Here is a 23,341-nt window from a genome sequence, read left to right as displayed (position 1 = left end):
GCGGTGCGAGCGCCCGAACCCCCGGCCCCGGTCCGTCACCCGTTCGAGCGCGTTTGCCCGCGCATCGTGCGGGTTGGACCGGCGGCCGGGCCCGACGGCTCGTAGCGTCCTGACCCACGGGGCCGCGCGGCCCGCAGGGCCCGTGCGCTCCTCCCACCCACCCCCTCCCGAGGAGGAATCCCGATGAACCGCACTGCCGCTCCGCTGCCCACCCCCGCCACCGCACCGCCCGAGCGCCCGGCCGGCGCCGCCGCGAGGCCCGCCTGGTCCGCGCCGGCGGTCGAGTGCCACCGCACCGGCGCCGAGGTCACCGCCTACGCCGGACGGGCCGCCCAGTGGCGCAACCGCTGACCCGCGAGCGGTTCGCGGCCAGGCTGTACGACCTGCGGGAACGGTACTGGGACACCCACCCGTTCCATCTGCGCCTGCACTCCGGTGGCTGCACGCCACCGGAGTTGCGGCGTTGGGTCGCCAACCGCTGGTACTACCAGCTCTGCCTGACCCGCAAGAACGCCGCGATCATCGCCAACTGCCCGCTGCCGGAGGTCCGTCGGGCCTGGGTCGAGCGGCTCGGCTACCAGGACGGACCGGGCCCGGGGCCGACGGCCCCGGAGGACCGGGACCGGACCGGGAGCAGGGACGGCGCCGCGCCGACCGAGGGCGGGCTGGCCGACTGGCTGGTGCTCGCCGAGGCCGTCGGCCTGGACCGCGCGGAGGTCACCGACGAGCGGCACGTCGCCCGCGGCGTCCGCTTCGCCGTCGACGGCTACCTGCACTTCTGCCAGACCAGGCCGTGGACGGAGGGCGTGGCGGCGGCCCTCACCGAGATGTTCTCGCCCGACCACATGGCCGAGCGGGTGACCGCCTGGCGCACCCACTACCACTGGATCGACCCGGCGGGGTACGCGTACTTCGAGCACCGCATCCCCACCGCCCGCAAGGACAGCGCCCGCACCCTGGAGCTCGTGCTGGACCACTGCGTCACCGCCCACCAGCAGCAGGCCGCGCTCGACGCCCTGGCCTTCAAGTGCGAGGTGCTGCGCGCCATGCTGGACGCCGTCGACTACGGGGGCGACCGGTGACGACCGTTCCGACCGTTCCGACCGTCGAGGTGCCCGGGCTGCGGCGCGGGGTGCGGCTGGTGCACGACCCGGTCCGCGACCGGGCGGCACTGCTGTACCCCGAGGGCGTCCTGCTGCTCAACGACACCGCCGCCGCCGTGCTGCGCCACTGCGACGGCCGGCGCGACGCCGGCCTGATCACCGCCGGGCTCGCCGCCGAGTACGACGGAGTGGACGGCGCACAGGTCCGCGCACTGCTCGCCGACCTCGCCGAGCGCCGGCTGCTCACCCTGGACGGCTCCGGCGCGCCCGCGCTGCCGTACCCGGCCACCGGGCTGCCGGGCGCCGCCGTCCGGGCGCCGGCGCCGTTCGGCCTGATCGCCGAGCTCACCTACCGCTGCCCGCTGCAGTGCACCTACTGCGCCAACCCGGTCGAACTCGCCCGCTACCGGGACGAGTTGGACACCGATCAGTGGCTCCGGGTGCTCGACCAGGCCCGCGGGCTCGGCGTCCTGCAGGTCCACCTCACCGGCGGGGAGCCGCTGCTCCGCCGCGACCTGGACCGGATCGTCGCCCACGCGCACGGCCTGGGCCTCTACACCAACCTGGTCACCAGCGGCATCCCGCTGGACGGGCCACGCGCCGCCGCACTCGCCGAGGCGGGCCTGGACCACGTCCAGCTCTCCGTCCAGGACGCCGACCTGCGCCGCGCGGACGCCGTCGCCGGCCTGGCCGCGCACGAGCGCAAGCTCGCCGCGGCCGCGCTGCTGACCGGCGCCGGGCTGCCGCTGACCGTCAACGCCGTGCTGCACCGGGGCAATCTGGCCCGTCTCGGCGCGCTCGCCGATCTGGCGGTGGCGCTCGGCGCCGACCGGGTCGAGCTGGCGCACACCCAGTACTACGGCTGGGCCTGGCACAACCGGGCACACCTCGCCCCGAGCGAGGCGCAGGTCCGCCAGGCCGAGCTGGACGTGGCCGCCGCCCGGGAGCGCCACGGCGACCGGATCGAGATCGTGCACGTCGCGGCCGACCACCACGGCGGCACCGCGAAGCCCTGCATGGACGGCTGGGGCAGGCGGCAGCTGGTGGTCGCCCCCACCGGCGACGTGCTGCCCTGCCTGGCCGCCGCACAGCTGCCCGGTCCCGCGCTGCCGAACGCGGTGACCGACGGCCTCGCCGCGATCTGGCACGACTCGCCCCTGTTCAACCGCTACCGGGGCACCGACTGGATGCCGGAGCCCTGCCGCAGCTGCGCGCTGCGCGAGGTGGACCACGGCGGCTGCCGGTGCCAGGCCTTCCAGTTCACCGGGGACCCGGGCGCCACCGACCCGGCCTGCCGGCTCTCCCCCGACCACCACCTGGTCACCGGGCCGGTCCCGGCGGCCGCCCCCGCACCCGCACCCCGGAGGATGCGCTGAAGATCCGGATCCTCGGCACGGCCGCCGGCGGCGGCCTGCCCCAGTGGAACTGCGGCTGCGAGGGCTGCGCCACCGCCCGCCGCACCGGCGCCGCCCGCAGCCAGGACTGCCTGGCGGTCAGCGCGGACGGCGCCGCCTGGTACCTGGTCAACGCCTCACCCGACCTGCGCGGCCAGCTGCTGGCCGCGCCCGAGCTCGCCCCGGCCGCCGGCACCCGGGACACCCCGCTGCGCGGCGTCCTGCTCACCAGCGGTGAGCTCGACCACACCCTCGGACTGCTGACCCTGCGGGAGGCCGCCGGGCTGAGCGTGCACGCGACCGAGCCGGTCCGGGCCGCGCTGCACGGCGCCTTCCCGGTCGGCCCGCTGCTCGCGCCCTACACCAAGGCCCGCTGGCAGTCCGTCGTGCCCGGCACCACCGTCGACCTGGCCGGCGGCCTGCGCGCCGAGCCGCTGGCGCTCGGCGGGAAGCGGCCCCGGTACGCCGCCGACCTGCCCGGCGAGGGCTGGGACGGCCGGGCCGACTGGGTGACCGGCTACCGGTTCACCGCGGCCGGGAGCGACGCGAGCGCCGTCTACGCGCCCGGGCTGGCCGCCTGGACGCCGGAGCTCGACCGGGCGGTGGCCGGCGCGGCCGTGGTGATCCTCGACGGAACCTTCGCCACCGACGACGAACTCGCCGAGCGCACTGGCGGCTCGCGCTCCTCGCGCGGCATGGGCCACCTGGCGATCGAGGACTCGCTGACCCACCTGGCCCGACGCCCCGGCCCGCGCTACCTCTACACCCACCTCAACAACACCAACCCGCTGGCGCACCCGGGCTCGCCCGGCTCCGCCGACCTCGCGGCGGCGATGGCGGCGGTGGGCGCGGCCGTCGCCGAGGACGGACAGCTCGTCGAGTTCTGAGGCGCCACCGCCGCTCCGTGCCCCACGGCCCGGCGTCACCTGCACGTTCACCTGCACGTTCACCGGACCGTGGGGCCCGGGACAGCCGCTGCTCACCCGGGCCCGGTCGGATCGTCGTGATACTAATCATTGCGGTAACACGAACCGTCATGCGCCGGCAGGCACGATGGTGACAGCCCGTCCGTTCCCCGAGGGTCCGGACGGTCACGGGGAGGGCACGGCATGAGGACACGAGTCGGCAGCGGACAGCGGGCGGGGCGCCGGATACGGCTGGGCAAGCGGGTGACCGGCACGGCGGCCGCCTTCACCGCGCTGGCGGCCCTGACCGGCTCTCAGGTGACCGGCCTCGGCCTCTCCGCCGTCGCGGCCGCCGGCCCGGTGCCGTCCGCGACCGACCCGACCACGGCCGTGGTCGCCTCGTCCACCGAGCTGCCCGGGGCGACGCCGTCCGGGGCCGCCCTGCCGACGCTCCCCGGCGGGCCCGCCGTGCCCGTCGACGGCGGCGGCGCCATCCCGCTGCCGCAGCCGCCCACGACCCCGCCGGGCGACCCGTCCGCCGGACCGTTCCGGACCGGGCCCGCCCTGCCGGCGACGGTCCTCGCCGCCTACCGCAAGGCCGAGGCGGCGCTGACCCTGCGCTCGCCCGCCTGCCACCTGCCGTGGCAGCTGCTGGCCGCGATCGGCGAGGTCGAGTCCGGCCAGGCCAACCGCGGCGGCGTGGACGCCGCCGGGACGACGTACCGGCCGATCCTCGGCCCGGCGCTCAACGGCAACGGCTTCGCGGCGATCGCCGACACCGACGGCGGACGCTACGACGGCGACCGGCTCTGGGACCGGGCCGTCGGGCCGATGCAGTTCATCCCCTCCACCTGGGCCTACTGGGGGGTCGACGCCAACGGCGACGGCCAGGCGGACCCGAACAACGTCTTCGACGCCGCCGAGTCGGCCGGCCGCTACCTCTGCGCGGGCGGGCGCAACCTCGCCGACCCGGCGCAGCTGGACCGGGCGATCCTCGGCTACAACAACTCGGGCGAGTACCTGCGGACCGTCAAGAACTGGATGGCCCACTTCGGCAGCGGGACGGCGACCACCACCCCGGACCGGCCGGCCCCCGCCGCCACCACGCCGCCCGCGACCGGTCCGTCCCCGTTCGCGACCGCTCCGGCGACCAGCCCCGCGGCGCCGGCGCCCTCGGCGACCCCGACCGGCACGCCGACCGACGCCCCGACGCAGGAACCGACGCCGACGGGTACGCCGAGCCCGGGTCCGACCGTGGCACCCACGCCCACCTCGTCGCCCTCGGCCGGCACCAGCCCGAGCGCCACGCCGACCGGCACCCCCAGCACCTCCCCCACCGGGACCCCGACCGGGACGCCGACGGCGACCCCCACCGGGACCCCGACCGGGACGCCCACCACCTGCGCCACGGCCACGGCGACGGCGACGCCCACCGACGGCGCGAGCCCGACGGCCTCCCCCTCGGCCACCGCCACCGCGGCGCCCACCGCGCCCGGCTGCCCGACCCCGACGGGCACCCCGAGCGGGACCCCGACGGCGACCTCGTCGGGCGCCGCCACCGCGAGCGCCTCGGCCTCCCCCTCGGCCGCCCTCTCCCCGTCGGCCTCGCCGTCGGCACGCTGACCGCGCACGGGTCGGAGGGGCCCACGCCCGGCTCCTCCGGCCGCTGCACCGAGCGGCCCCCGACGGGCGGCCCACCGGGCCGGCGCCCGGTCAGTCCTCGTCGTCGTCCTCGAAACGCCCGGCCGCCCGGTCCTGCTGCTCCTGCACCTTGACCGGGAGGTCCGGATCCCAGTCGGAGGTCCGGGGCAGCTCGGGGCCGTCGGGGCCGAGGCGGACCACCGGTTCGACCCGCACCAGACGGAACCGCCGGTCGGCCGCCCGGAGTTCATGGCCGCGCTCGGCGTCCAGCCGGTCGGCGGCCGCGGCGTACTGGACGCGCTCGTCCTCGCCGAGGTCCGGCATCAGGCGCGGGGCGAAGTCGCGCAGGTAGGCGGCGAGGCTGTCACGGGCGGCCTGCGGAGTCTCACAGGCCCCGGTCATCGGGCCCCAGCGGCCACCCTCGTACTCGGCGACGGCACAGTGCACCGGGAGCACGAACACATTGGGGTACCGGCGCGAGGCGCGCCGGGCCTCGGCACGGACGTCCTCGGGGATGCCCCGGCCGGTCGGCACCAGCGCCATCATGTCCAGCCGGAGGATCCCGTCGACCAGGGTGACGCTGGCGGCGGGGTCGATGACGAACCCGTCCACCCGGGAGGGCACCCGGTAGGCCTTGCCGACGGCGGCCGGATCCGGGTCGGTGGGGCGCGGCGGCTCGATGCCCTCGGGCCCCGAGCGCAGGACCTGCTCGGCCCGGAAGACGCGGTACTCCCGCCCGGCGACGGTGATCTCGTCGAGGGCCTCCCACTCCATCCGCCGGTACGCCTCGGTGTAGGCGGCCCGCTCCTCGTCGGTGATGTCCCAGGTGGCGGCGAACCGGGTGCCGGGATCGGCCTGCGCCCAGCAGCGGAACCGGTGGCCGAGGTCGTCGCGGGCCATCTGCGGGGTGGTCGCGTGGTAGCCGAGGATGCGCCAGGCCCCGTCGTCGGTGCGCTGGAGACTGCCGAAGGCGGGCGGCATCATCATCAGGCTCGGATACCGCTCGCGCGACGCCCAGGCCTCCAGACCGGCCACGGCCGCGACCGGGTCGTCGGTGTGGGCGACCCGGATGGTGAGGTGCTCCGGTAGCTGCACAGCGTCATCGTCCATGCGGCCAGTGTTAGCGGACGCGGTGAGCGCGCCGCAGGGTTATCGGGGAAGAGCACCCGACCGGGCAGCGCGGGGCGGTCGTGCGGGCCGTCCGCCCCGGTCCGCACGCGCGGCGGCGCGGGCCCGCCCGGGGCGGGCGCGCGCGACAGCGGGCGCGGGGCCCGTCCGGGGGGAGATCGGACGGGCCCCGCGCCGCCGGTCGGCGGACCGGCCGGGGGCCGGTCGCGGGTGATGCGCGGGCCGGTCAGAGGTGCTTGGCCAGCTCCGGCATCAGGTCCTGGAAGGTGCGCCCGCTCGCGGGCTGGCCGATCGCGGCCATCTGCCAGCCACCGCCCGCGCGCTGCACCTTGGCCATGATCTGGGCGGTGTACGGGCCGCCGCCGGTGAGGGTGTAGCGGGCCAGTTCGGCACCGGTCTGCTCGTCGACCAGTCGGCAGAAGGCGTTCTCGACCTCCTGGAAGGTCTGCCCGGTGAAGGAGTTGACGGTGAAGAGGATCTGGTCGACCTCGGCCGGCACCCGGGTGAGGTCCACCGTGATCGACTCGTCGTCGGTGGCGTCCCCGGCGCCGCCGGTCAGGTTGTCACCGCTGTGCCGCACCGAACCGTCGTTGCTGGTGAGGTGCTGGAAGAAGACCACGTCCACCGGCTTCCCCGCGGCGAACAGCACCGCCGAGGCGTCCAGGTCGATCTCCTGCGAGGCCAGCAGTTTGGCGAAGAACCCCTTCCGCTGGGCGGCCCGCCAGCCGAGGCCCATCCGCACCAGGCCCAGCTGCCCCCCGCCCGGCTTCTCCAGGCTCAGCTTCTGCCCCTTGGCCAGCGAAACGCTCATCGCGTCCTCCTCGTTGCTCCGCCCTGCGCCTTGAATCTACAGCACTGTAGAGATTCTCGGTGCACAGGGTCGTCCCTGGGAATCCCCGTACCCCGCTCCCACGATCAACACCACATGATCCGGGCACGGACCGCTCTCCCGGGCGCCTTGCGCCGGCGGCCGCCGGGAGTCCGGCCGGTCAGCTCCGAATCAGGCCCGCGGGCCGCCCCCTCACCCGGGGCGCACGGATCGGACCTACCCGAACGGAACCGGCTTCTCCAGCCGCATCAGGGCGTCGATCGCCACACCCCGGCCCTCGCCGGCGGAGCCGCGGTGCCCGGCCTCCGCGGCCACCGGGCGGTGGACGCGCTCGGCGCGGACGGTCCGCAGCCCGGCGTCCGCGAGGTCGGCGAGCACGTCGTCCGGGGTGAAGAGGACGCGCCGGTCCTGCGGGCCGCCGACGCCCTCGGTCAGGTTGGTCGTGTCGTGCCCGACCACCAGCAGGGTGGCGCCGGGGGCGAGGGCGGCGGCGGCCCGGCGCAGCGCCGTCCGGCGGTCGTCGGCGGGGAGCTGGAGGTAGGCGACCAGCACCAGGTCGTAGCCCTCGGGCGGGACCGGGAAGGTGCGGGCGTCGTCGTGACGCCAGGTGAGCCGGTCGGCGACCTCGTCGGGCAGGTCCGCGGTGAGCCGCTCGGCGCGTTCGAGGGCGACGGCGGAGTAGTCGAGGCCGGTGACCCGCCAGCCCTGGCGGGCGAGCCAGATGCCGTTGCGCCCTTCTCCGGCGGCGAGGTCGAGGGCGTGGCCGGGGGTGCGGCCGGTCAGCTCCTCGACCACCCAGCGGTTGGGCTCGGCGCCCCAGACCAGCTCGCTCGCGGCGTAGCGGTCGTTCCAGTCCTGGCTGTCCATGACTCGTCCTCCGTTCGGCGGGGCTGCTCCGTAGGCCACCGTACCGGCGCGCCGACTCCCGACCGTCCAGCGGGCGGACACCCTTGACGGCGAATATTGGTCCAGTCCAATCTGTGGTGTCGTTGATGCGTACGGGCCAGCGGCCCGACCGCGTCGACGCACCGCACCGCAGCACGTGTCACCCGCCCGGGCGCCCCCACAGCGCTCGGTTCGGCTCCCTTCGGCCCGCCCGGGCCATCGCACCGCCGGAACCCCACTCATCCGGAGGACACCTCATGCACGACCGAGTCACGCCCGCGCGCCCTGCCGAGCGCCGGTCCGCCGCACCACGCCGGCGGGCCACCGCACTGGCACTGGCGGCCACGCTCACCACCGGCACCGCCGCGCTCGCGCTCTCCCTGAACACGGCCTCGGCCGCGCCCGTCAACCTGCTGACCAACGCCGGTCTGGAGACCGGCTCGCTGGCCGGCTGGACCTGTGTCAACGGATCCGTCGTCACCACCCCGGTGCACAGTGGGAGTTACGCGCTCAGCGGGGCCGCCTCGGCCTCCGACACCGCGCAGTGCCAGCAGACCGTCACCGTCCTGCCCAACACCCAGTACACCCTGTCGGGCTGGGTCCAGGGCAGCTACGTCTACCTCGGCGCGACCGGGACCGGCGTCAACTCCTCGGCCTGGACGCCCAGCGCGACCGGCTGGACGCAGCTCAGCAGCACCTTCACCACCGGCGCCACCACCACCTCGGTGACGGTGTTCACGCACGGCTGGTACGGCACCGGCACCTACCGCGCGGACGACCTCAGCCTGACCGGACCGGCCGGGCCGACCAGCAGCACCAGCCCGACGGCGTCCACCAGCCCGACCGCCTCCACCAGCCCCACCGCGACCGGCAGCCCGACGGCGACCGGCAGCCCCACCGCGTCGACCAGCCCGACGGCGTCGAACAGCCCCACCGCGACCGGCAGCCCGACCGCGACGGCCACCGCCACCGCGACGGGCACCGGCCCGGCCGGGGACGGCAAGGTCACCACGCCCGGCGGGCTCACCGTCGGCAAGGTCACCCACAACGCCGTGGTGCTCAACTGGCAGCCGTCCACCCTGACCAGCGGTGACGGCCCGGTCTCCTACAAGGTCTACGCGGGCAGCCAGCTGGTGGCGACCTCGATGGGCACCTCGGTGGCCGTCAGCTCGCTGCTGCCGACCACCGCCTACACCTTCACCGTGCAGGGCTACTCGGGCAGCCACGGCTCCGCGCAGTCCGCGCCGGTCGCCACCACCACCGCGGCCGCCCCGGCCGCGAGCCCGTTCCGCTCGGCCTACTTCGACCAGTGGGGCGTCTACGAGAACGCGTACCACGCCAAGAACGTGGACACCAGCGGTGCGGCGGGCAAGCTGGACGTGATCACCTACGCCTTCGCCAACATCCACCCGACCACGCACACCTGCTTCCAGGCCGTGAAGGCCTCCGACTCGGCCAACGAGTCCAACCCCAACGCCGGGGACGGTGCCGGGGACGCCTACGCCGACTACCAGGCCGACTACAACGGCGCGGCCAGCGTGGACGGCAGCAGCGACACCTGGGAGCAGCCGCTCAAGGGCAACTTCAACCAGCTGCGCCAGCTGAAGGCCAAGTACCCCAACCTGCGGTTCACCATCTCGATCGGCGGCTGGACGTACTCCAAGTACTTCTCGGACGCGGCCGCGACCGACGCCTCCCGCAAGGCCTTCGTCTCCTCCTGCGTCGACATGTTCCTGAAGGGGAACCTGCCGACCGGCGTCGCCGGTGACGCCTCGGGCGGCCAGGCCTCCGCGGCCGGCCTCTTCGACGGCGTCGACCTCGACTGGGAGTACCCGGGCTCGGCCGGCGGTCACACCGGCAACCACTACTCCCCCGCCGACAAGCAGAACTTCACGCTGCTGCTGAAGGAGTTCCGCACCCAGCTGGACGCCCTCGGCAACGCCCAGGGCAAGCGGTTCCTGCTGACCGCGGCGCTGCCCAGCGGCCAGGACAAGATCGCGCAGCTGGAGACCGACAAGATCGGCGCGTACCTGGACTACGCCGACGTCATGACCTACGACATGCACGGCGCCTGGGACGCCAAGGGCCCGACCAACCACCAGGACCCGCTGCACGACAGCCCCGCCGACCCGACCACGCCGATCACCCCGGGCACCCGCAAGTACAACGTGGACACCACCCTCGCCGCGTACACCACCGGGCTGCCGGAGTACGGCATCGCGGGCGGCTTCCCGACCAACAAGCTGGTGCTGGGCATCCCGTTCTACTGGCGCGGGTGGACGGGTGTGCCGGCCGGCTCCAACTTCGGCCTGTACCAGAGCGCGACCGGCCCGACCCCGGCCAAGCCGCTGAGCGCCGAGGCCGGCCTGGCCGCCTGGAAGGAGCTCAACCCCACGGCGGCCACCACCCACTGGGACCCGGTGACCGAGACCTCCTGGGTCTACGACGGCACCAACTTCTGGACGGGTGACACCCCGCAGGCCATCCAGGCGCGCGGGGCGTACGCCAAGAGCAAGGGCCTGGCCGGGATGTTCGCCTTCTCGCTGGAGAACGACGACGCCTCCGGCACCCTGCTGAACGCGATCAACAGCAGCCTGCACTGACGCACCGTCACAGCGCGGGGGCCGCACGGATCGCAGTGATCCGCGCGGCCCCCGCGCCGCTCTGCGTGCCGGTCCCCGCACCGCCGCCGGGTGCCGTGGCGCGGCGTACCGGGCCTCGGCCGACCGGGCCTAGCGGCCCGGCACCGGGTCGGCCCCGCCGCGGCGCGCCGCGCCCGGGCGGCAGCGGAGCAGCCGGCCGACCGTCAACCGCGCGCCGCGCACGGCACCGTGCCGGTGCAGCGCCTGGACGGCATAGGTCGAACAGGTCGGCGTGTACGGGCAGCAGGCCGGACGCCCGGGGCTGACCTCGCTCCGGTAGTACCGCACCGCCCCGTACAGCACACCCGCCGCGAAGCCGTTCGGGGCGGGCGCCGCCGGATCGGCGGCGCCACCCGGGCCACGGCCCCCGGTCACGGCGAAGCGCAGACCCGAGGCCATCATCACCGGGACGAGCGCGATCAGGCAGGGATCCCCGAGGTCGCAGCAGTCGCAGGCGTCCGAGCAGTCGTTGTCGTTCTTCCTGCCCTTCTGCCGCTGGTACGCCTTCCACTCCTCCCGCTGCTGCCTGCGCCGGCGGCGCTCCTTCTCGGGCAGCCACCACCAGGCCACCCGGGGGCGTCGGGGCGGGTACGGCGCGCCTTGCTGGGGCGGCGGGTAGGTCACGACTGACGATCCTCTCGATGCGCCCGACGGGACCGACCCCCGACGGCCCGATCAGATTATCGAAGGAGGCCGCCACGGGTGAACTGTCAGTCCTGACCGCCACCCAGCGTGGGGAAGAGGTCGGTGAACGTCTGCGTGGTCACCGAGACGCTCCGGCCGAACGGGTCGTCGAAGTCCCAGATCAGGAAGAGCAGGAAGGCGATCAGCGCGCTGAACGCCCCTGCCAGCAGCAACTCCCGGGCCGAGCGCCGGATCTGCAGCGCGAACACCATGCCGACGGTCACCACGGCCCCGACGATCAGGCCGAACCAGACCACCCCCGGCATGGTCGGTCCGGCGTTCTGGCCGCGTGCGTTCCGGGCGTCGTCGACGACGCTGATCCGGTCCATGATCGGCTGGTAGGCCTGGGCCTCCAAGTCGCTGGCCGGCGTGCGGGTGGCGACGTCCGTGCGCAGCTTGTCCAGCAGCTCGGTGCCCCGCTCGGAGATCTCGCCGTGCTCGCGCATGTACGTCCACTCGACGTCGACGACGTAGGAGACGTAGGCGTCCACATCGGCCCGGACCTTGTCGCGGAACTCGACCGGGTAGATCTGGGCGCGCTCGCTCACCTCGTGCAGCGACTGCGCCTCGCGCGACACGTCGTCCTGGGCGGCGCCGCGCGCCTCCCAGACGCCGGCGATGGCCAGGCCGAGCACGATCGCGTAGACCACACCGATCATCATCGTCATGTACTCGATGACGTCGGGTGTCTCGTCGGTGTCCTCCTCCTCACTGACCCGGCGGTGCCTCAGTAACACCACCGCCACCACGACGGCGCAGGCCGCCGACATGGCGATGGCCAGCGCCAACCACTCGGACATGGGAACTCCCTTCTTCAGCTCGGGTTTTCTGGTCGGGGCCCGGCCACCGTCGGAACGCGGCCGGGCCGGCTGGAACGATCCTGCACCGGCCGCGCCGTGGCCGGTCCGCCCCGCGCCTGCCCCGCGGCCGACCGGCTCGGGGTGGGCCGGGCCCGGTACGGACAGACCCGCTCGGGGCGGGCCGCCTCAGGAGCCGCCGGAGCCACCCCGGCCGGCGCGGCCCGCACGGCCGCGCGGACGCAGCGCCGCCGCCGCGAGCACCGCGGGCACGGTGACCAGCAGCATCGTCCGGGTGGGAGGGCTGCCGTGGTGGCGTTCCGGAGCGGGCACCGGCGGGGCCAGCGGCACCCGGACGGGCTTGACCACCGGCCGCGGCTGCACCGGGACGACCGGCGCCGGAGTCGGCGTGGCGGTCGGCGAGGGCGGCTCGGGGGCCGGCGGAGGAGCCGGCGGCGGCACGACGGGTGCCACGGTCGGCTTCGGCGTGGGCTTCGGCGCGGGTCTGGTCGACGCGGGTGGCGGGGTGGGCCTCGGCGTCGGGGCGGGTGCGGGCGGCGGCACCGGCGCGGGGGTCGGCGTCGGGGTCGGCGTGGGCTTCGGTTCCGGCGTCGGTGTCGGCGTCGGTGTCGGTGTCGGCGTCGGTGTGAAGGTCGGGCTGGGGGTCGGCGTCCGCGTGGGTGTCGGCGTCGGAGACGGCTTGGGCGTCGGGGTGGGGCTCGGGCACGGGTGGTGGTGGTGCCAGGGCGGGTGGCCGGGCTTCGGACGCGGTCCGGGGTGGTGCAGCACTCCGAAGAGGTCGACCGTGACGCCCACCGCCACGTCGACATCGACATCGACGCCCACGCCCCCGTGGCCGACCGACACCGAGACGTCCGTCCCGGTGGAGACGCAGGTCTCGACGACCGGCCCGTGCGGGCCGCCCCCGTCGTGGTGCTCGGGGGACCGGGCGCCGGCCGCGCCGCTCAGCAGTGCGCAGAGTGCGGCCACGCCGGCTGCCGCGCCGGCCAGCCGGGCCCGGCGCCCGGGAGCGCCGCCGCTCACGACGATCAGGTCTGCGGTCACGACTGCCCGTCCACCGGTATCCGTCGGGGCTGCTGGGGCTGCGGCATGGACTCCATGCACCTCTCGCATCGTCAGGAGGCCCGCCCCTGCGGGAAATTGGCCTCATCGGGAGGGTCGCCCCCGCCCGGCGGGCCGGTCGGCACCGGGAGGGGAGGGGCGACGTCGGACGGCCCGCCCTGGGCCCCGTCCGGCCGATCTTGGCGGATCAGCGCCAGGATCGACCGGACAGGACCCCGGGGGCGGGCCGTCCGACGTCAGGTGAAACGATCTTGCGGTGGGCCGGTTACGGCCCGGCCGCGCCCGATCGGGCCGTTGTTCAGTGGCGGCCGTGCGCGATCTCGACGTTCTCCAGGACGCCGACCGCGTCCGGCACCAGGATCGCGGCCGAGTAGTAGGCGCTGACCAGGTACGAGATGATCGCCTTCTCGCTGATGCCCATGAACCGCACCGAGAGGCTCGGCTGGTACTCGTCCGGGATGCCGGTCTGGTGCAGGCCGATGACGCCCTGGTTGTCCTCGCCCGTCCGGATCACCAGGATCGAGCTGGTGTTCTCCTTGGTGATCGGGATCTTGCTGCACGGCAGGATCGGCACCCCGCGCCACGCCGGCACCTGCTGCCCGCCGAGGTCGACGTGGTGGGGGTAGAGCCCGCGGGCGTTCAGCTCGCGGCCGATCGCGGCGATGGCGCGCGGGTGGGCGAGCAGGTAGTCCGGGTCGCGGCGGCGGCTCAGCAGCTCGTCGAGGTCGTCCGGGGTGGGCGGGCCGGAGTGGGTCTGGATCCGCTGGGAGAAGTCGGCGTTGTTGAGCAGGCCGAACTCGGGGTTGTTGACCAGCTCGTACTCCTGGCGCTCGCGCAGCGCCTCGATGGTCAGCCGGAGCTGGTGCTCGGTCTGGTTCATCGGCTGGTTGTAGAGGTCGGCGACCCGGCTGTGCACCTTGAGCACCGTCTGGGCGACGCTCAGCTCGTACTCGCGCGGCTTCAGCTCGTAGTCCACGAAGGCACCGGGCAGCTCGAACTCGCCCTGGTGACCGGCCGACATGGCGATCTCGGCCTCGCCGCGCTCGTTCTGGCGCTGGAGCGGCAGCGCGAGGAAGTCGTGCAGGTGCTGCTGGAGCGCGGGCGAGCCGTCCCGGATGGCCTGGAACTCGCGCCTCGGCAGCGACAGCACGGTGCCGCCGGTGACCGTCTTGGCGGTGAACTCCCAGACGGCGTCCGGGTCGAGCACGGCGTGCTCGCCGAAGCGGTCACCGTCGCCGAGCACACCGACCACGGTCTCGTCGCCGTACTTTCCGGTGCCGATCTGGTTGATCTTGCCGTGGGCGATCAGGAAGATGCGGTCCGCCTCGGCGCCCCGCTCGGCCAGCACCTCGCCGGGGCCGAAGTCGCGCTGCTCGCAGCGGTCGGCGAGGGCCGTCAGCACATCTTCGTCGTCGAAGCCGCGCAGCAGGGCGAGTTCACCGAGCTCACGGGGGATGACCCGGACCTGCGAGCCGGTCTTGACGAACTCCACCCGGCCGTCGCCGACGGTGTAGGTGAGTCGGCGGTTCACCCGGTAGGCGCCACCGGCGGCCTGGACCCAGGGAAGCACCTTGAGCAGCCAGCGGGAGGTGATCTCCTGCATCTGCGGTGCGGACTTGGTGGTGGTGGCGAGGTTGCGGGCAGCGGCCGTCGTCAGGCTCGACTGCTGCGGTACCTGCTGCGTCTCCGGGCTGGTCTCCACCGGCATCGGCAGGGTCTCCTTCATCTGGTCAAGGTCACACCGACCCACCCCGGGAGAGCCGGGGACGGATCATCAGATACGTGTATGGGAAGGGGTGTTGGCGAAATCTCGCGATGGTGTCCGCCCACTCGGGGCGACCCACCGGGAACCCTAGATCACCCGCGCCCGACCGAAGCCGTACGGCCCCACTGCACCCCCCGATAGGGTGAATCTGACGCGCCGGGCGGTTGGAATCCCGCACTCTTCCCTTACGGATGTCCGATTTGCTGTGCATGCGAATCGTCCCCGCCCCGGAACGATCCCCTCCACCCGAACGGAGCAACGCCAAAGCCCGTGGGCCGGCGGGCGGCCCACGGGCGGACGGAACAGGTGTTCGCCTCTCGAACGGATGACCACGGAGTGCGGCCGCGCCGGGCGGCGCCCCCTCAGACCAGGGCCGGCTCCCCCTCGAACCACGGCCGGCGTTCGAACGAGGCGGGCCGCAACTGGTCGAACCAGGTGGCCCGTTCGTCGTACCGGGCGAAGAACGGCACACCCACCCGACCGGGCTCGCGGGCCTGCAGGAACCGGCAGACGAAGACCCGCTCCCCCGCGACCTCGGCCACGCCGTCCAGGCACACCTTGCCGGGACCGGCGGACATCACCGGCCCGCGCGCCGTCCGCTCCAGACCGGAGACCTGGCGGACGGCGCCCTGGTAGACCTCCAGCGCGCGGGCCAGCGGCACCTCGAAGTAGGAGCTGGCACCCGTGTCCCGCTCGACGAACAGGTAGTACGGCGCGATGCCGAGGCGGACGAGGTCGCGCCACATCCGGGCCCAGACGTCGGGATCGTCGTTGACGTGCCGGATCAGCGGTGCCTGCGCGCGGACCACCGCACCGGTGGACCTGATCCGCGCCACCGCGGCGCGGACCGCATCGCCGGCCAGCTCGCGCGGGTGGCTGACGTGGGCCATCACGGCCACCTGCCGGCCGGCCGCCACGGCCCGCTCGAACAGGCCGAGCAGCGCGTCGGCGTCCGGGTCGGTGGTGAACCGGTGCGGCCACCAGGCGAGCGCCTTCGTCCCGAGGCGGATCGTGCGCAGGTGCTCGGTGCCGGGCCCGAGCAGCGGTTCGACGTAACCGGCCAGCCGGTCGGTGGACATGATCAGTGGATCGCCACCGGTGATCAGCACGTCGGAGACCTCCGGGTGGGCCCGCAGGTACTCCAGCGCGGTGGCCGGGCCGGGCAGGCTCTGCCGCAGGTCGGGCTCGCCGACGAACTGCGCCCAGCGGAAGCAGTAGCCGCAGTAGGCGTGGCAGCTCTGGCCCTGTGCGGGGAACAGCAGCACGGTCTCCCGGTACTTGTGCTGGAGCCCCGGGACCGGCCGGCCGCCGAGCTCCGGGATGTTCTCCTCCAACTGCCCGCCCGGGTGCGGGTTGAGCGCGCGCCGGGCGGCCGCGACCGCCTCGGCGAGGAGCTCGCGCGGTGCCCCGTCGGCGATCAGCCGGGAGATCCGCTCGAAGATCTCGGGCGGGAGCATGTCCCGGTGCGGAAAGGTCAGCCGGTACATCGGGTCGTCCGGGACGCGGCTCCAGTCGATCAGCTCCTCCAGGACGTGGTTGTTCACTTTGAACGGGAGGACGGCGGCGACCACCGCTATCTCGTGCCGCAGCCGCTCCGGCGCGCCAGCGAGCTGCGGCAGCCCCGCCAGCCGGTGACCGGGCACCGCCCTCAGCTTCGGACGCCGTTCAACTCCCGTTTCCCCCTGGCCATTGCGCATCGTTCGCATCCTTGCCACCCTTCGCCCCGGCCGCACCCCACGGCCCTCCGGGCAGCCTAACCGCGCCGGATGACGGACCGTCGGGTACCCGATCGCCCGCGGGGCGGACCCCCACCCGCACCGCGCTACCCCCGCCGGTGGCGGCGGCGGAGGCGGCGGTAGCGACGGCGGTAGCGGCGGTGCCAGAGCTCGCCGACCAGGCAGGAGAGGAACACGAGGGTGAGCGAGAGCAGCGGCCACCGGCTGCCCGCCAGCCGGATGTCGGCGAGCACCAGCACGATCAGCGCGGCCGCCGGCAGGAGCAGCGAGATCCCCGCCCTGATCGTGGCCGCGATGGTCCCCGGGTCGGCGCGGCGTCGGCGCCCCTGCAGCGCGGCCCCGGCGACGTCGCCGCCGAAGTAGTAGTCGACGGCCCGGGCGCCGACCCGGTCCGTCGCCCGGGCGTAGGAGAACGCCATGTAGGGCAGCCAGACCAGCGGGGCGACCAACCCGACCAGGAAGGTCAGCAGCACCAGCAGCCACCCGCCGGCCGTCCGCCAGCGGGAGGGCGGCGGGTCGGCCCCCTCACTGGTCAGCCCGAGCAGGCGGGCCATCCGCCGGAGCAGCGACCAGAGCCCGCGCCGTCGGTCGCCCGAGGGCCGGGGGGCGGTCGCGAGGGCGCGCTCCGCCGCGGCCAGATCGGGGTACGCGCCCTGGAGCACCAGGACCTCGGCGGCCCGGGCCCGGGCGGCCGGGTCCTCGCCGGCCAGGGCGGCGAGTTCGAGGAACAGCTGGCCCTGGGCCAGCAGCGCCGTACAGAAGGCGAACGGGATGAGCACCATGAACGGCCCGCCGACGAAGGCGCCCTCGCTCTGGCTGACCCGCCGGGCATGCGTCACGGCCAGCGCCGCGAGCTCCTGCGGCGTCGCCTCCGGATGGGCCGCCCGCAGGGCGGCGATCCGGCGGGCGGCCCGGGGGCCGCGGTGGCGGACGGCGAACACGGCGAGGATCTCGGGCAGCCGGGAGGGGTGGGCCCGCACCGAGCGCAGCAGTTCACCGACCGGGGGCTCCGGCTCGTCGGGCGCCTCCGCGTCGGGTGCCGCCGATCCCTCTGCTGTCACGTCCGTCCCACTGCGTCGGCGATCGGGGGACCGACCGCCCGGCCGGGGGACCGGCAGCCGCGGTAGGGTGCCCACCTCTCCCAGCAGCCTAGTGGGGGCGGGGTCTGGCCGCCCGGGCAGCGCGGGGCCCGGGCGGGCGACCTCGGAGCCGAGCCGGAGGCGCCACCGCTCAGGCGGCCTCGAAGCCGTGCCGGACGCGGTCGAAGCGGCCGGCCGCCAAGTCCTCGTCGGTGATCCAGAACGAGACGTTGACGCACTCGCCCCAGTCCACGTCCAGGGCGCGGCTCTCGACCTGCAGCAGCGGGCGGTGACCGACGGGGCGGCCGGTGTCGGTGTCGCACCAGCCGAGCACGCGCACGCCGGGGGCGGACAGGTGGTCGCGGAAGTCGGCGGCGAGGTCGAGGGCGATCATGAAGTCGTCCGGGAAGAGGTTCTCCAGCTCGCGGTCCTGGTAGGAGGGCGCGGAGAGCCGCCAGTGGGCCCGGATCTCGACGGCAGGGACGGCCGGCGTGCCGGGCCCGTCCGCCGGGGCGGGCCCGGGCGGGGCGCCCGCGGGCACGTGCAGGACACGGCAGCCGCGGCCGCTGAAGTCGGACACCCACTCGTCGTGGAAGAAGAGCAGCAGCCCGGCCGCCGGCAGCGGCCAGTCACCGCCCCGGCCGGTGGTGCGGAAGGCCTCCGCCAGGCCCGCGCAGTCGAGCTGGGCCAGCAACTGCATCGGCTGGCCGGCGAACCGCGGCCACTCGGTGCCGGCCGGCAGCGCGGGCAGCCCGCCGAGGCGGCCGGCCGGCGGGCCGTCGCCCTCGGCGGCGAGGGCCAGCGAAGGCCGCATCAGCCGGTGGACCAGTGGCGCCGTCCGCTCGTCGGCCCGCGCACGGATCGCCTCGTGGACGCCGTGCGGGACGGGCAGCGGAGGCCCGTCGAACTCCGTCGGGCGCGGCTCGGCCGGGCAGGGATCGTCCGTGTGGGGCTCGTCCGCGTGGGGCCCACCCGCCCGGGCGGCGGGCCGGACCGGGTGGACGCCCTCGGGGCCGCCCGCGCCCGTGTGCACAGGTGCGGGCGCGCGCACGGTGGCGCGGTCGGTCGCGTCGATCAGCGGTTCGGCCATGGGCGCAAGCCTGCCACGGGGGTCCGACAGTCCACGCTAAAGGCCCGTCAGGTGCCGGTACGGGGGCGGCCGGCACCTGACGGGGGCTCGGGTGGGTGCCCGCGCGAGCGGGCCGGACCGGACGGGTCAGGAGCAGACGACCTCGTTGCCGGGGACGTCGAAGATGCCGGAGTCGGAGGCGGCGCCGGACTGGTACTCGTAGTAGAGGTACGTGTAGAAGTCGATCCGCGTGCCGGTGCCGCAGGCCGAGCCGGCACCGATGTCGTAGGTCAGCGTCACGGTGGTGGAGGCGCCGGCGGCGACGGGCACGGTGTGGTGGACCAGGCCGCTGGTGCTGCCGGTGTCACAGGCGCTGACGGCGCCGCCGCAGGCGGAGAACGCGTACGCCAGGCCGGCGACCTGGGTGGTGGTGTAGGTCGGCTGGACGGACTGGTAGACGAACTGCACGGGGGTGTCGTGCGGGTTGGTCAGGGTCAGGGTCAGCGTGACCGAGGTGCCCGGCGTCGCCGTCGCCCGGTCGGAACTGACGGAGAGCAGCGGGGTGTCCGCCTGGGCGGGGGCGGCCGAGAGGAGCAGACCGACGACGAGGGCCAGGATCGCGGCGATTCCGAGACGGCTCACATGTGTTGTGCGCATGACCAGAAAGCGTAGGGGCCGCCGCCGGTTCGGGAAGCGGCCTCCGCCCAGGCCCGTACCGGCATATGACAGCCGAGCGGACGCGGCGGGCCATTGGCTACGCCACGGCGCCCCCCGGCGCGGCGCGGCCCCTTACCCTCCGGCCCGCACGCCGCCGGTCCGGCGCCCCGCCCCGCCCCCGCGCCGAAGGGCGACGCGGGTCGGGCCGGTCAGAGCGGGTCGGGCAGGACGTCGCAGAGTGCGGCGACGGCCGCCTGGTAGGCGTGGTCGGCCGGCGCGGCGTACCCGACCACCAGGCCGTCCGTCGCGGGCATCGCGTCCTGCCCGATCCGCGGGTGGCGGTAGTCCGCCAGCCCGTCCAGGGCCAGCCCCCGGTAGACCGCCGCCTTGAGCACGGACCGCTCGGTGCCGGGGGCGAGCCGGAGCACCGCGTGCAGGCCGGCCGCGATCCCGGACACCTCGATGTGCGGCGCCCGCGCGGCCAGCGCGGCCACCAGGTGGTCCCGGCGGTCCCGGTAGCGCCGGCGCGTCCGCCGCACGTGCTGGTCGTACCCGCCCGAGTCGATGAACTCCGCGAGCGTCAGCTGGTCGAGCGCGCTCGCCCAGGCCTCCCGCTCCCCCTTCGCGGCCAGCACCCGGTCCACCAGTTGCTCGGGCAGCACCATCCAGCCGAGCCGCAGCGCCGGCGAGAGGCTCTTGCTCACGCTGCCGAGGTAGACCACCCGTTCGGGGTCGAGCCCCTGCAGCGCACCGACCGGCCGGCGGTCGTAGCGGAACTCCCCGTCGTAGTCGTCCTCCAGCACCAGCGCGCCGCGCCCGCGCGCCCAGTCGACCACCGCCGCACGCCGGGACGCGTGCAGGGGGCCGCCGGTCGGGAACTGGTGGGCCGGGGTGAGCAGCGCCGTCCGGACCTCCGGGTGCGCGGCGAGCGCCTCGACCTGTGCGCCGTCCTCGTCCAACGGCAACGGCACGGTCGTCACCCCGGCCCGGGCGAGCAGCCCCCGGTGGAAGGCCAGCCCGTAGGCCTCGACGGCCAGCGGCCCCGCGGCCGGGCCGCCCAGCACCGCACCCGGTCCGTCGAACAGCAGGCGCAGCGCGTGGGCGAAGCCGGAGCAGACGACGATCCGCTCGGGGTCGGTGCGCACCCCCCGGGCCCGGGCCAGGTAGTCGGAGAGGGCGACGCGCAGCTCGCGGCGGCCCTGCGGGTCGCCCGGGCCGAAGGCCTCGTTGGGCGCGGCGGTGAGGGCCCGGCGGCCGGCGGCGAGCCAGGCGGCGCGGGGGAAGGAGGCGGTGTCGGGCCGGCCCTGGCGCAGGTCGTGGGCGGGCCGGTGGGACGGGGCCGACCGGCGGGCCCGCGTCGGGGCGATGGGCTCGGCCCGGTCGGCGACGGTCGTGCCGGAGCCCTGCCGGGCGGTCAGCCAGCCCTCGGCGGCCAGCTCGGCGTAGGCGTCGGCGGCGGTGTTGCGGGCGATGCCGAGGTCGGCGGCGAGGGAGCGGTAGGGCGGCAGCCGGGTGCCGGGGGCGAGGCGGCCGCTGCGGATCGCCTCGCGCAGGGCGGCCATCAACGCGGCGCGGCGACCGCCGGTGGCGGCCAGTTCGAGGTGCAGGTCGCTGCCGGGCAGGGTGGCGGGCGGGTCGGCGACGGGCGTCGCCGTCGCGGTCGCTGCCGGGCGGGGTCTGGCCCCGGCCGTCCGGCGGGCGGGCGTCCGGGGGTGCGCGACCGGGGTGTCCGTCATGGTCACGAACCCTATCGCCGGGTACGGACCGGCCCCGAGGGTGGGCGGGCCACCACCGGGGCCGGTCCGCAACGGGGCGGGCGCCGAGGTCCGGGCGGAACGTCGGCGGGAGTCGGCGGAACGGGCGCGCTCCGTCCCGCCTCGGCCCGTCCGGTCCGATCTGGTCCTGTCCGGTCCGGTCGGTCCCCGTCGGTGGCCCCGGGCGGTCTCAGTCGATGCGGATCGAGTCGACGATGAACGTGCGGACGTCGTTGCGGGTCCGCTCGGCGAGGGTCGAGTCGGGCGAGTAGGCGCTGACCGTGATCCAGATGTTCCCGGACTGCGGGACGCAGACGATGTTGGCGATCACATTGCTGTTCCCGCCGATGACCTGGTAGTCGCCGTCGCCGGCGAGGTCCCAGACCTGGAAGCCCTGGCGCTGCAGCGCGGACTGGGCCAGGCCGAGGCAGTCGCCGAGGGTGTCGTTCTTGGTGAAGGTTCCCCAGTGCGCGAACATGCGGTCTCCCTTGCGTGGCGTGAGCCGTCGGGGGTGGACGTCGGGCGGTGAGCCGCGGGGCCGTTGTGACGACCCCGTGCATCGAGCATCGGACGGCGGATGTCCCGGGCGCACGGGGCCGGCGGCCCATCGCGGCCCCGGCCGCGGACCGGGACAGGGCCCGGCGAGAGCCCGGGACCGGACGCCGGACCCGGGCCCGGACCCGGACCCGCGCGAGGCCGGCGCGGGTGGCCGCGGGCCGCGCGGGCTGCCGTCCGTCCGGGTGACCACCGGGCCGCCCGGCTCCTGCATCGGGGTCGGATCGCAGCTCCGATCGGGTGGCAATTCGGTCGGATCATGTCCGGTTCAGCGTGTCGGCTGGCTATTCCTTCCGGCATGACCAACACCAGGAAGTACCTGCTCGCCGCCGGTCTCACCGCCGCGCTGGCGGTCATCTCCACCGGCCCGGCGTTCGCGGGCGACTGCGACGCGTCCGCGCACAGCGCCCCCGCCGCCGCCGAGGCGTTCTCCGGGGGCGGAGGCGGAACCACCTGCATCAACACCGGCGGTGCCTACGCCAGCGGCGTCGTCACCGGTTCACCGGGCGTGCTCTCCGGTAACCAGATCCAGATCCCGATCAGCATCCCGATCAACATCTGCGGCAACAGCGTCAACGTGATCGGTGCGCTCAACCCGGTCGGTGGCGGAAGCGGCGGCAACAACTAGGAGCCCGTCTCCGACTACCCCCTCCTCGATCGCCGAAGGGCTGCGATCCGGTCTTCGCTCCGGATCGCAGCCCTTCGGCCTTTCCACCGCCCCGGAACGACCCCGCGGCCTCCCACCCTCCTCCTCCGTGCCCCCTCCTGCCGGCCCCCGCGCGCACTCCCCTACGGCACCACGGTCACCGGCCAGCGGCCCGCCTTCACCAGCCGGACCGCGACCGAGCCGATCACCCGGTGCCCGGCCTGCTCCGAGGCGCCGACCACCACGGCGTCCGCCCGGAGTTCGTCCGCCGTCCGCGCGAGGCCCGCGAACGGGTCGCCCCGGACGGTCAGGAAGCGCCAGTCCACCCGCCAGACGTCGCTCAACCGGTGCTCCGCCTCGCGCAGCGCCGTCAGCAGCTCGTCGGCGATCTCCTGGGTGGTCTCCTCGACGGCCGCGCCCGCGAGCGCGGTGGCCGCCCCGAGGACGGGCTGCACGTACGCCACGGCGAGGCTCGCGCTCTGCCGCCGGGCGAGGCCGGCCGCGTAGGCGGTCGCACGCCACGAGGACTCCGAGCCGTCCAGGCCCGCCAGGATCACCTTGGGCCCGTCCGTCCCCAGCTCGAACCCGGCCGGCGCGACCGCCGCCCCCGGCTCCTCGGCACCGCCGACGGCCTCTGCATCGCTCTCGTTGCTCATGCCCAGAGGCTATGGCGGACACGGCGGGTGAGGGCGCCGGGCACGACGGGTGAGGGCTGTGGTGCGCGCCACCCGGGAGCGGACGGCCACCCCCCGATCCGCGTACGGGCGGCCGAGGACCCGTCACCCACCGTCGACGATGTGCCCGGCCTCACACCACCAATCCTGTGGCCCGGACCACTTCGCGGCCATATTCGATCTTGAAAAACGGGACATTTGCCTTCAAAACAGCCCATTTCCTTGATCCATACACCCGGTAACACCACCCTGACATGCCTAAACCTCCGAATCCTTGAAACCCCCACCACCACCCCCGTAACTTCGAACCCGTTG

General features: G+C 74.9%; 21 protein-coding genes. 7 read left to right on the top strand and 14 right to left on the bottom strand.

Annotated elements, in window-relative coordinates:
• Positions 1-183: 183 nt before the first annotated feature.
• From pqqA to ACFVYI_RS28205, 5 genes are all read left to right on the top strand, one after another.
• Complete coding sequence (gene pqqA, locus ACFVYI_RS28225; RefSeq protein WP_387890642.1) at positions 184-351, top strand: pyrroloquinoline quinone precursor peptide PqqA; 168 nt, start codon at positions 184-186, stop codon at positions 349-351.
• Complete coding sequence (locus ACFVYI_RS28220; RefSeq protein ID WP_387890639.1) at positions 336-1,082, top strand: pyrroloquinoline quinone biosynthesis protein C; 747 nt, start codon at positions 336-338, stop codon at positions 1,080-1,082. Before pqqA ends, ACFVYI_RS28220 begins: the two co-directional genes overlap by 16 nt.
• Complete coding sequence (pqqE, locus tag ACFVYI_RS28215) at positions 1,079-2,479, top strand: pyrroloquinoline quinone biosynthesis protein PqqE (protein ID WP_387890637.1); 1,401 nt, start codon at positions 1,079-1,081, stop codon at positions 2,477-2,479. The genes ACFVYI_RS28220 and pqqE overlap by 4 nt, the downstream gene beginning before the upstream one ends.
• Positions 2,395-3,384 (top strand): pyrroloquinoline quinone biosynthesis protein PqqB, encoded by a 990-nt coding sequence (pqqB, locus tag ACFVYI_RS28210; protein WP_387890737.1) that lies wholly within the window; start codon positions 2,395-2,397, stop codon positions 3,382-3,384. The genes pqqE and pqqB overlap by 85 nt, the downstream gene beginning before the upstream one ends.
• A 222-nt stretch (positions 3,385-3,606) precedes the next feature.
• The gene (locus ACFVYI_RS28205) at positions 3,607-5,025 is read left to right on the top strand and encodes a lytic transglycosylase domain-containing protein (protein ID WP_387890634.1); all 1,419 of its coding nucleotides are present in this window, start codon (positions 3,607-3,609) and stop codon (positions 5,023-5,025) included.
• A 90-nt stretch (positions 5,026-5,115) separates the two neighbouring features.
• Here ACFVYI_RS28205 and ACFVYI_RS28200 read toward each other — a convergent pair whose 3' ends face one another.
• The 3 genes from ACFVYI_RS28200 to ACFVYI_RS28190 all read right to left on the bottom strand — a co-directional run bounded on the left by ACFVYI_RS28200 (position 5,116) and on the right by ACFVYI_RS28190 (position 7,867).
• Positions 5,116-6,153, bottom strand: coding sequence for a DUF5954 family protein (locus ACFVYI_RS28200; protein WP_387890633.1), 1,038 nt, complete (start codon positions 6,151-6,153; stop codon positions 5,116-5,118).
• A 244-nt stretch (positions 6,154-6,397) separates the two neighbouring features.
• Positions 6,398-6,982, bottom strand: coding sequence for a TerD family protein (locus ACFVYI_RS28195; RefSeq protein ID WP_387890631.1), 585 nt, complete (start codon positions 6,980-6,982; stop codon positions 6,398-6,400).
• Between the two features lie 234 nt (positions 6,983-7,216).
• Positions 7,217-7,867 carry a class I SAM-dependent methyltransferase gene (locus ACFVYI_RS28190; RefSeq protein WP_387890629.1) on the bottom strand — a complete coding sequence of 217 codons (651 nt, stop codon included), beginning with the start codon at positions 7,865-7,867 and terminating at the stop codon, positions 7,217-7,219.
• Between the two features lie 275 nt (positions 7,868-8,142).
• Here ACFVYI_RS28190 and ACFVYI_RS28185 point away from each other — a divergent pair, with 275 nt between their 5' ends.
• Entirely contained in the window at positions 8,143-10,488 is a 2,346-nt protein-coding gene (locus tag ACFVYI_RS28185; protein ID WP_387890627.1) for a glycosyl hydrolase family 18 protein, read from the top strand.
• Between the two features lie 129 nt (positions 10,489-10,617).
• Here the strand turns inward: ACFVYI_RS28185 and yidD are convergent, their stop codons facing one another.
• The 10 genes from yidD to ACFVYI_RS28135 all read right to left on the bottom strand — a co-directional run bounded on the left by yidD (position 10,618) and on the right by ACFVYI_RS28135 (position 21,629).
• Positions 10,618-11,151 carry a membrane protein insertion efficiency factor YidD gene (yidD, locus tag ACFVYI_RS28180; protein ID WP_387890624.1) on the bottom strand — a complete coding sequence of 178 codons (534 nt, stop codon included), beginning with the start codon at positions 11,149-11,151 and terminating at the stop codon, positions 10,618-10,620.
• A gap of 86 nt (positions 11,152-11,237) precedes the next feature.
• Entirely contained in the window at positions 11,238-12,011 is a 774-nt protein-coding gene (locus tag ACFVYI_RS28175; RefSeq protein WP_387890622.1) for a hypothetical protein, read from the bottom strand.
• A 186-nt stretch (positions 12,012-12,197) separates the two neighbouring features.
• Positions 12,198-13,073, bottom strand: coding sequence for a hypothetical protein (locus tag ACFVYI_RS28170; protein ID WP_387890619.1), 876 nt, complete (start codon positions 13,071-13,073; stop codon positions 12,198-12,200).
• A gap of 316 nt (positions 13,074-13,389) precedes the next feature.
• Positions 13,390-14,799, bottom strand: coding sequence for a family 2B encapsulin nanocompartment shell protein (locus ACFVYI_RS28165; RefSeq protein ID WP_387890736.1), 1,410 nt, complete (start codon positions 14,797-14,799; stop codon positions 13,390-13,392).
• A 419-nt stretch (positions 14,800-15,218) separates the two neighbouring features.
• Complete coding sequence (locus ACFVYI_RS28160) at positions 15,219-16,499, bottom strand: KamA family radical SAM protein (RefSeq protein ID WP_387890618.1); 1,281 nt, start codon at positions 16,497-16,499, stop codon at positions 15,219-15,221.
• Positions 16,500-16,678: 179 nt separating this feature from the next.
• Positions 16,679-17,653: a hypothetical protein gene (locus ACFVYI_RS28155; protein WP_387890616.1), complete on the bottom strand. Its 975-nt coding sequence runs from the start codon at positions 17,651-17,653 to the stop codon at positions 16,679-16,681.
• 169 nt (positions 17,654-17,822) lie between these two features.
• Positions 17,823-18,761, bottom strand: a complete 939-nt coding sequence (locus ACFVYI_RS28150; protein WP_387890614.1) for a DUF1963 domain-containing protein — start codon at positions 18,759-18,761, stop codon at positions 17,823-17,825.
• A gap of 126 nt (positions 18,762-18,887) precedes the next feature.
• A complete protein-coding gene (locus tag ACFVYI_RS28145) occupies positions 18,888-19,397 on the bottom strand; it encodes a hypothetical protein (protein ID WP_387890612.1) in 510 nt (169 codons plus the stop codon).
• A 209-nt stretch (positions 19,398-19,606) separates the two neighbouring features.
• The gene (locus ACFVYI_RS28140) at positions 19,607-21,133 is read right to left on the bottom strand and encodes a PLP-dependent aminotransferase family protein (RefSeq protein WP_387890611.1); all 1,527 of its coding nucleotides are present in this window, start codon (positions 21,131-21,133) and stop codon (positions 19,607-19,609) included.
• Between the two features lie 208 nt (positions 21,134-21,341).
• Entirely contained in the window at positions 21,342-21,629 is a 288-nt protein-coding gene (locus ACFVYI_RS28135) for a hypothetical protein (RefSeq protein ID WP_387890609.1), read from the bottom strand.
• 375 nt (positions 21,630-22,004) lie between these two features.
• Here ACFVYI_RS28135 and ACFVYI_RS28130 point away from each other — a divergent pair, with 375 nt between their 5' ends.
• Positions 22,005-22,334: a chaplin family protein gene (locus ACFVYI_RS28130; RefSeq protein WP_387890607.1), complete on the top strand. Its 330-nt coding sequence runs from the start codon at positions 22,005-22,007 to the stop codon at positions 22,332-22,334.
• Positions 22,335-22,495: 161 nt separating this feature from the next.
• Here the strand turns inward: ACFVYI_RS28130 and ACFVYI_RS28125 are convergent, their stop codons facing one another.
• Positions 22,496-23,008 (bottom strand): universal stress protein, encoded by a 513-nt coding sequence (locus tag ACFVYI_RS28125; protein ID WP_387890604.1) that lies wholly within the window; start codon positions 23,006-23,008, stop codon positions 22,496-22,498.
• Between the last annotated feature and the right edge of the window lie 333 nt (positions 23,009-23,341).

The sequence above is a fragment of the Kitasatospora sp. NPDC058218 genome (assembly GCF_042882445.1).
Lineage (GTDB): Bacteria > Actinomycetota > Actinomycetes > Streptomycetales > Streptomycetaceae > Kitasatospora.
Note: the sequence above shows the minus strand (reverse complement) of the source record. Positions and strands in the feature narration are given on the sequence as shown.

Bases quoted from the DNA above. Each gene is read 5' to 3' on its own strand.
- pqqA (WP_387890642.1), top strand. From the start codon at position 184: ATGAACCGCACTGCCGCTCCGCTGCCCACCCCCGCCACCGCACCGCCC.
- ACFVYI_RS28205 (WP_387890634.1), top strand. From the start codon at position 3,607: ATGAGGACACGAGTCGGCAGCGGACAGCGGGCGGGGCGCCGGATACGG.
- ACFVYI_RS28200 (WP_387890633.1), bottom strand. From the start codon at position 6,153: ATGGACGATGACGCTGTGCAGCTACCGGAGCACCTCACCATCCGGGTC.
- ACFVYI_RS28195 (WP_387890631.1), bottom strand. From the start codon at position 6,982: ATGAGCGTTTCGCTGGCCAAGGGGCAGAAGCTGAGCCTGGAGAAGCCG.
- ACFVYI_RS28190 (WP_387890629.1), bottom strand. From the start codon at position 7,867: ATGGACAGCCAGGACTGGAACGACCGCTACGCCGCGAGCGAGCTGGTC.
- ACFVYI_RS28185 (WP_387890627.1), top strand. From the start codon at position 8,143: ATGCACGACCGAGTCACGCCCGCGCGCCCTGCCGAGCGCCGGTCCGCC.
- ACFVYI_RS28175 (WP_387890622.1), bottom strand. From the start codon at position 12,011: ATGTCCGAGTGGTTGGCGCTGGCCATCGCCATGTCGGCGGCCTGCGCC.
- ACFVYI_RS28165 (WP_387890736.1), bottom strand. From the start codon at position 14,799: ATGCCGGTGGAGACCAGCCCGGAGACGCAGCAGGTACCGCAGCAGTCG.
- ACFVYI_RS28150 (WP_387890614.1), bottom strand. From the start codon at position 18,761: ATGGCCGAACCGCTGATCGACGCGACCGACCGCGCCACCGTGCGCGCG.
- ACFVYI_RS28145 (WP_387890612.1), bottom strand. From the start codon at position 19,397: ATGCGCACAACACATGTGAGCCGTCTCGGAATCGCCGCGATCCTGGCC.
- ACFVYI_RS28140 (WP_387890611.1), bottom strand. From the start codon at position 21,133: ATGACGGACACCCCGGTCGCGCACCCCCGGACGCCCGCCCGCCGGACG.
- ACFVYI_RS28135 (WP_387890609.1), bottom strand. From the start codon at position 21,629: ATGTTCGCGCACTGGGGAACCTTCACCAAGAACGACACCCTCGGCGAC.
- ACFVYI_RS28130 (WP_387890607.1), top strand. From the start codon at position 22,005: ATGACCAACACCAGGAAGTACCTGCTCGCCGCCGGTCTCACCGCCGCG.
- ACFVYI_RS28125 (WP_387890604.1), bottom strand. From the start codon at position 23,008: ATGAGCAACGAGAGCGATGCAGAGGCCGTCGGCGGTGCCGAGGAGCCG.